General features: G+C 61.3%; 3 protein-coding genes and 2 pseudogenes. 1 reads left to right on the top strand and 4 read right to left on the bottom strand.

Features of this window, described 5'->3' with window-relative positions; all coding sequences use genetic code 11:
- Positions 1–172, bottom strand: a pseudogene (locus NKH19_RS32760) (IS6 family transposase); the annotation flags it as partial.
- 201 nt (positions 173–373) lie between these two features.
- Positions 374–5,443 (bottom strand): shikimate kinase, encoded by a 5,070-nt coding sequence (locus NKH19_RS32755; protein WP_502911101.1) that lies wholly within the window; start codon positions 5,441–5,443, stop codon positions 374–376.
- Here NKH19_RS32755 and NKH19_RS33735 point away from each other — a divergent pair.
- Positions 5,414–5,680, top strand: a complete 267-nt coding sequence (locus NKH19_RS33735; protein ID WP_502911100.1) for a hypothetical protein — start codon at positions 5,414–5,416, stop codon at positions 5,678–5,680. The two genes, NKH19_RS32755 and NKH19_RS33735, sit on opposite strands and share 30 nt — an antisense overlap.
- A gap of 35 nt (positions 5,681–5,715) precedes the next feature.
- Here NKH19_RS33735 and trxA read toward each other — a convergent pair whose 3' ends face one another.
- Positions 5,716–6,060: a thioredoxin gene (trxA, locus tag NKH19_RS32745; RefSeq protein WP_352983842.1), complete on the bottom strand. Its 345-nt coding sequence runs from the start codon at positions 6,058–6,060 to the stop codon at positions 5,716–5,718.
- A gap of 907 nt (positions 6,061–6,967) precedes the next feature.
- Positions 6,968–7,110 (bottom strand): annotated as a pseudogene (locus tag NKH19_RS32740) (IS6 family transposase); the annotation flags it as partial.

Below are 7,110 nucleotides of genomic sequence, written 5' to 3'. Positions count from 1 at the left end.
CTCCGCCCAGCTTCGAATGGTCTGATGCGTGACGATGATGCCGCGGGCCGCCAACATGTCCTCAACCATGCGCAGGCTGAGCGGAGCGAAAGTAGAGCCATACCGCGTGCGCAATGATCTCGGCGGGAAAGCGGTGGCGACGATAAAGCGGATCACGAGCAACTTCTGACATGGCCCATGTTCGCACATCTTCATCAGCCGTCGGTTAACTTTACGGTGCCCTGCCGGAAGATATTGCGCCGGACTGGATTGATATCGTCGAGGCTGGCGAGGATATGGATACGATGGTCGAGCGCCTGATACGCACGAGGGAGACTGGCCGCAGCTTTAGGCGGCAACAATCAAGGGTTCTTTCGCAGGTTTGGTGAGGGGCTTATCCTCCTCGACTTGAGCGTTCTCTGCTTCTCGTGCAAGATGCTAAATCCGCTCGTGCGTTATTGCCGGCCAGCAAAGGCTGCGGGTCGGCGGTGAGGGTGTCGAGGGTCGGCGGTCGTTCCCCTTCACTCAATGGTGCCGCGGGTGCCTGGATGGTTTCCACGACGCCGGCCCCGCAATCGTAGCCGTTGTGATGATCATCGTGCATGCGCTGCGCTGTTGGGGACATGCTGATGGCGGTGCCGGAAGCACCGGAGACATGTGATATCTCGGCAGCGGGCAGAGGGGCTTCTCTGTCGCTGCACAGGAAAGCGTAGAGTTCCTTCACGCAAATGCGGGCGTCCTTCTTGTCTTTTTGAAAGGGCGGGACGAGGGGCAACCTGATATCGGCCTTTTGGTAGAACGGACTGCGCTCTTCGTACAGCTGGTCAACCTTCTGCTCGATGTCGGCTACTTGCAGCAGCGGCCGGCTGGTGTCCATCTTGAGGCGCCTGCGGAGTTCTTTCAGCTCGGTGTCGAGCCAGATCGACCTCGCCTTATTAAGGATCAGGGCTTGATTGGACTCCTTGCCAAAGCAGCCGCCGCCGGTTGCGATGACTATGGGCCCTCTCTCCAGCTGCTTCGCGAGCTCTTTGGTCTCCAGGTCCCTGAAGTGCGCCTCGCCGCGGCCAGGGTCGGCGAACATCTCCATCAGATTGCCGTGCTCGGCGACGATACGCTTATCGATGTCGACAAACTCCACCCCCAACTCCTTGGCAAGCTGGGCGCCGATGGTCGACTTGCCGCTCGCCGGCATGCCGACGAGCACGACCGGCCGCGTACCGAGGGCCGCGAGGATCTCGCCGGCTTGCGGCGAGCGAGCGACCGCAATCTGTTGTCTTGCGACGGTGGGCGACCTGAAGGTCCCTGCCGCCCTCGACCTGCTTTCTCCTGACGAGCCCCAGTGTAATATCTCAAAGGCGCCACGGGGAATGGGGACCCGCTCGCATTCGCTCTGCGCGCGCTGCGCGAGCTCGGCCCGGTAACTGGCCGGCGTATGGAACTCGACCTCGAAGCGATAGTTCTGCGCGGTTCTGAACGCCGTGTGAACGCCGCGTAACCGCGGCTTGTCCATGATGAACCAGTTGGTGGTCTCGACCTCGCTGCAGTCTCGCTCCTCGAAGGCCAGTGCCGCCTTCCTGAAGGCGCGCGTAAAAGCCTCGTCCGGGATTTCGAAGACATGGCGCACGGCATCGGTGACCAGTTGGGCCTCCGGCGCCGCGCTCACGCTCTGGCCGGTCAACTCGTCGGCTATCCAGACCTGCCCGCGCGACCGTTGGTCAAGATGCGGCACCGTCACCTCGATGCCGTCCTGCCGCAAAAGCTCGGCAACCGCATGCACAGTTTCGGTAATCGCGCTTTCTTGCGCTTCGGCGGGGGCGGCTTCGAGCCTGGCGCGCTCCAGGGCCTGTTCGCTGCTCAGCGTTATCCTGCTGGCGGGGTCGTGGTCGGCCGAGATTGCTAAGGCGCTGGGCAGGATGCGCTTTTCGACGGCGAGTCTGATCGAGGCCTCCATGACCGAGGCCGCTAGCGTGGGGTTGTCCTTCAGATCCGCCAGGCTGCCATCGACGTCGAACCGGCCCTGGTGGAGCTTTGCCGCCTGCGCCTTGACATAGGGCGCCGACTTGAAGCCCGGCCTCTGCTCCAAGAGCCGCTCCAATTCGGCGGTTTTTTGCATGAACACCCGCGCACCGGTATCGGACTTGTAGGCGTCCGTGCCGACCTTGATGCCGACGCTCAACAGATTGATGGCGCTTTCATGCAGATCGTCGGGGTTGTAGCCGTCGGGCCGCGGATCAATGCGCGGCTGGTAGTGGTTGAGCAGGAAGTCGATGCGCTTCCTGGCGTCAGCGGTTGCCGGATAGGATTCGCTGAGTTTCGGGAAGAGCGCGCCGGCGTCGGCGCTGACGGCAGGCTTCGCGCCGGTTGAGCCCACGTATCGCGCTAACTGCTGCTTGACGTCCGACTGCTCATGATCCGGCTCGCTTTTGAGCTGCAGGTTCCAGTCCTGGAGCTCGGCCACTAGCAACGCGGCCAGTTCGCAGGCCACCGGATGCCTGGCAGCCTTGCTGTCTTCCCTCGCCCTGGCGATGAGCTCATGGAGGGTCTGGCCATCCGGCCGATCTTCCTGCAACAGTGCGCGGATGTCGGCCTTGAGCTCTTGATGAATGCCCTCGTAGGTGCCGAAGATGGCACGCTCGGCAAACCAGCGTTGCGCCTCCAGCGGCTGCGCCAGCACGTTGCGCTGCAGGCAGCTGTAGGTCTCCAGCACCAGGCCGGTGGCCGACAGGATCTGCTTGGACCGGCTGAACTGGTAGCCGCCTTTCTCAATGGCCGGCGTGTGCGACTTCGGCGGCTTCATCGAGGCGATGCCGCGCGCCTGCAGCTGCGCGTCGAACTGGCGCACATGCTCGTAAAGGCGAGGCTGGTCGCCGATGATGACGACGGAGTCGCCGTCAAAATCGCCGTCGAGCATTTTTTGTTCGGCGCTCGGAACCGCAACCAAAGAGCCGGGCGCGAACACCTCCGTCGCCTGCAGGATGCCGACGCACTCGAGCGCGGTGTCGGCCTTGACCCGGTCCTTTTCCTCCAGCCAGCGCGAATGGCACTTTACGTCCTCGGCAGACATCACCACCCCGCGCTCGGCGAAGTCCGCCGGCCACATTTCGTCGGGCACAACGATCAAGATGCCTTTGGCAAAGAAGGTCGGATCGTCGGCGGCAAGCCCAGCCCCCGACCTGTGCGCGACGTTGAAGCTGTATTGGAAGGCCACGCACCGATCCAGGAACGCCGCGGTCCGATCGCCATCGCGCGCCGACCTGACCCGGTCGGCGGCGAACGGGCGCAGGTTGGGCTTGTCATAGGGGGAGCGTCCGACAAGCACGCCAGCGTCATGGGTCAAGGTCTTGCTCTTGCCCGTCGGCACATGCAGGCATTCGTCGCTGGACGGCACGGCGATAGCGCTCGAACCCTCGATATGCCCGCCCGTGACCGTCCGGAACAGCTCCTCGGCGGTGAGGCTTGGATGGGTTTCGAGCCAAGCCAGAGCCTTCTCGCGGGTCTCCTGTGCCACCTCGACGCTACGCGGATAATGTTGCAGCGCCGAGGGCGGTACCGCCGATAGCCTTTTATCGGCATAGGCAGGCATCCGCTCGGGAGCGTCGTGGCGAGCCCGGGCAATGGCCGGCATGCGCTCGGCCAGTGAGGCCCTGATGAAGCCGCAGCCGTCATGCGGCCGCAAGGCGATCTCGCCGTCTCGCCCCTCGAACCGGAAGGGATGCACTGCGCCTGCGGGGCGGTCGGGCAGAAGGGACAGCTTGAAGCCCCCTTCCAGCGCATAATCATGCGGGCCAACGTCGGGGATGCCCGGCGGCGCGGCAAATCCGCGGCGCTGGGTATAGTAATAGGCTTCCTTGAACGGCGCCCAGGCCCGCGACAGCTGCTCAAAGGCCGTACCCGGAGCCGTCTCGGCATAGGGGATCGCCAAAAGCTTGCCGCTTGGAGCCTCTGCGACCGCGAAGGGCAGGTGAGAGGCAAGCTGGTTCAGGCTCTTTTGCGGCGGCTTCAGTTTGCTGCCGCCGAACAGGTCCATGCGGTAGGGCACGCCCTCCACGGTGAACGTGCGTGTCAGCATGGCGCCAGTCGGAGTTCCCTTTAGCTGCACCGCCACCACCTTCACCGCGCCCGAGGTCAAGCGGTGGAAAATGGAATAGCGCAACTCGGCTTCGCTGGCCAGCGGCCGGCCTTGCATGTCGACCACCGGCAGCCGCATCAGTCCGGCATCGCCTTGCGGCGGTCTCGGCTCGTGGTCCATGGCCTGAAGGACCCGATGGACATCGAAGCTGGCGGCTGCATGCTGGGCCTGGATCATCGATGCGTTCTGCGACATGAAGGTGTCAAGCGCTTCGAGCGGCTCCTTCGCCTCGATCTCGGCGATCACGCTCCAGCTCATGGAGGAAAGGTCGGCGTAGATGAGGGCACGGGCACTGTCCAGGATTTGCCTGGTTTTGCCGTGCAGCTCTTCCTGCCTGGCCCGCAAGGCGAGCTCGTCGCCCTCGACATAGGACCGCCGGTAGAGCGTCTCCAGCACCGCCCGGGTCTTGAGCACCTGATAGATCGAAAGCGCCGGGCAGCGGCTTGCATTGGCGCCGCTGGTGCGCTCGGCCTGGCCTGGTTTGAGATGGGCATCGATCTTGTGTTCCACCACCGGCTGGATGGCGTTGAGCAGGTTCAGCGCCGACCTGCGGTGCCAGCGCAACGCCGACTTCGGGCTGCGAGCTAGTGGCAGCAGGGAGGCGCAAAGATTGCCCATCGTCTCGAGGTTGTTGTCGAGCTCAAACCCGGGAGCGGCACGTAACACCTCGAGCCTGTCCAGCCCCGGCTGTGCCAGCGCACCGAGATCGTCCAACAACTGCGCCTTGCCCAACGCCTTGAATATACTCGCGATAGCATGGACATCGGCCTGCTGCAGCCGATCCTCGGCATATTGGAGGTAGTGCGCCAGCTGATGCAGCCGGTCCTTCAGCAAGGCGGGTTCGGCGACCTCGCCGGCGATCTCTCCCCCCTCGATACCCCGCGACAGACCGTTGGCGATCCTGACTAGCGCAGGCGTGCTGAAAGTACTGAAGCGACGGCCCTTGGAACCGAGCTCGCCGGCGATGGCAACGATCGCCTTGCGTGCTTTTTCTTCTTCCGGCCACTTGCCGAAACCGTTCACCAGATTGGCCAATTCTTGATCCGAGAATCCGTCGAGATTGCCGGCGCGGGCAACCACTGCGCCGGCGATGGCAACCGTCGCTTCACGCGTCTTCTGCTGGTCCGGCCATCTGCTGAAGCTGTTAACCAAATCGGCCAACTCTGGATCCGAAAATCCGTCGAGATTGCCGTCGCGGGCAACCACCGCGCCGGCGATGGCAAGCGTCGCTTCGAGCGTCTTCTGCTGGTCCGACATTGCGTCGGAGACGCGGTGCGGGCCTCCTTCGCTATCAGGACGCCCTGCTTGTCCGACCAGCTCTCCGGTGCTGCCCATATTCCCTCTCCGATCCAGCAAAACGCGTCGCCTAAAGCCTGTCAACAACAGGGCATCATTGGTTTGAGTGCGGTCACGCGAGCCTGCAACGGCATGCTTGAAAGCCGCAGCATTCACGCAACGGCAACTGCCTCGACAACGCCGCAAGGAAAAGCTTCTTCGCCACTCGATCGCTCCGACATCAGGCTGAAGCTCAAAGGGCTGAGCCCTGTACAAAACGCCCATAAATCACTGTGAGCCCTACCGCTTTACGGGGCGAATCTACGGTCTTTTCATTGGGGTACAGATTGAGCGATATCGATCAGGCTCGAAATCCAGTTCAAAAGAGCTGTCTTCGGTTTGGCGCCGACCGAGAAATCGGCCACTTCGCCGCCCTTGAAGATCGCGAGCGTCGGAATGGAGCGCACGCCCAATCGGGCGGCGAGTTCCGGGTTTTCATCGATGTTGAGCTTGGCGACCTTGATCTTGCCTTCCATCTCGACGGAGATTTCCTCGAGGCTCGGAGCAATCATCTTGCAGGGATCGCACCATTCGGCCCAGAAATCGACGACGACGGGTGCCGCGGATTCCAGAACTTCCGACTGGAAGTTATTGATATCGACTTTCACAGTAGCCATGGCTGCTCCTTTGACCGACGAAGTGACTCGAAATCCTGTGATAGGGTAGGATCAACATCAACATCTACCTAGGCTCGCCACAGTTCGCGTGTCGAGGCCAGCTCTACTGCTTCGCGGCCGCTGCGGCTCGCTGGTGCTGCCGGACTCGCCCCCCGACGCGACAGAAGCCTTTCCGTTACGCTCGCTGGGAGATCCTGCGCTTTATCCTTATCTTCCTTTGTTAGTCAGCCCTCTGCAGAGTTTGAGCAAGTGACGTGAATGAACCTTTCAACTCCAACGACACTATGTAGTTGTTCTTGATACGTGGCGGCGTCGGAGCGTCAATTTGCGTTGAGTCGAAGCGCTGACAATCGTCTCGCGGAACCATCGACTTCGTCAGCAGAAACCTCCGGATTCTCGACGTCGGACATATCATCATCGGCCATGTAAGCGATCCTTCAATAAACCTGGATACTCAGCTGCAATTTTTTCGTTTGTTTTTCATCTCGGGACTTAACAGCTCTTAGCAATGCTATAGCCGACGTTCACGAGATTCCAGAAACAGAATCGGATCATCCATCGGTGCATAGTCGTCTGCATAATGTCCAGAAGCGCACTCAGTTCACGAGATAGCCGAACGCTGTTTCCAGTTTGACTGAGCCCCGAGTGAGATGATGTAAGTTTTCCGAGCGGCAAATGGACCTCCGTTCAATATCGGATGCGCCGATTGGAGCGCGTCCTTTAATGAAGATCCAAAATTTTGAAGCGTCAACGTCGAAACGGGTTGCATTTGTAATGTGGATAGATCGGACATGCTGGACCTGGCTCCCAAGCATGGGATCTCCGAAGGGCACTGTAAAGTTATCAGCGGATTGATGCAGCGATAGCTGGCCGCGACGGCTGTCACGCTGCGGCGAGACACGCGATTTTTGTTCCAGATTTGCATGGCGGCGTTACGCAGGTCTCGATGTTGAGCCGATGACAGCGCATTGCGGGGAAAGTGGAACAGGTTGGCAATCGGATCATGGATGGAAACGAACCGCTGAAGCTGGCGTGCCGACTTGAAGCGTT

Source organism: Mesorhizobium sp. M1338, from assembly GCF_040318045.1.
In the GTDB taxonomy this organism is placed as follows: domain Bacteria; phylum Pseudomonadota; class Alphaproteobacteria; order Rhizobiales; family Rhizobiaceae; genus Mesorhizobium.
The sequence above is the reverse complement of the archived record's forward strand: the minus strand, read 5'-3'. Positions and strand labels throughout refer to the sequence as shown.

Coding starts and splice junctions, on each gene's coding strand:
- trxA (WP_352983842.1), bottom strand. CDS start 6,060: ATGGCTACTGTGAAAGTCGATATCAATAACTTCCAGTCGGAAGTTCTG.
- NKH19_RS32755 (WP_502911101.1), bottom strand. CDS start 5,443: ATGGGCAGCACCGGAGAGCTGGTCGGACAAGCAGGGCGTCCTGATAGC.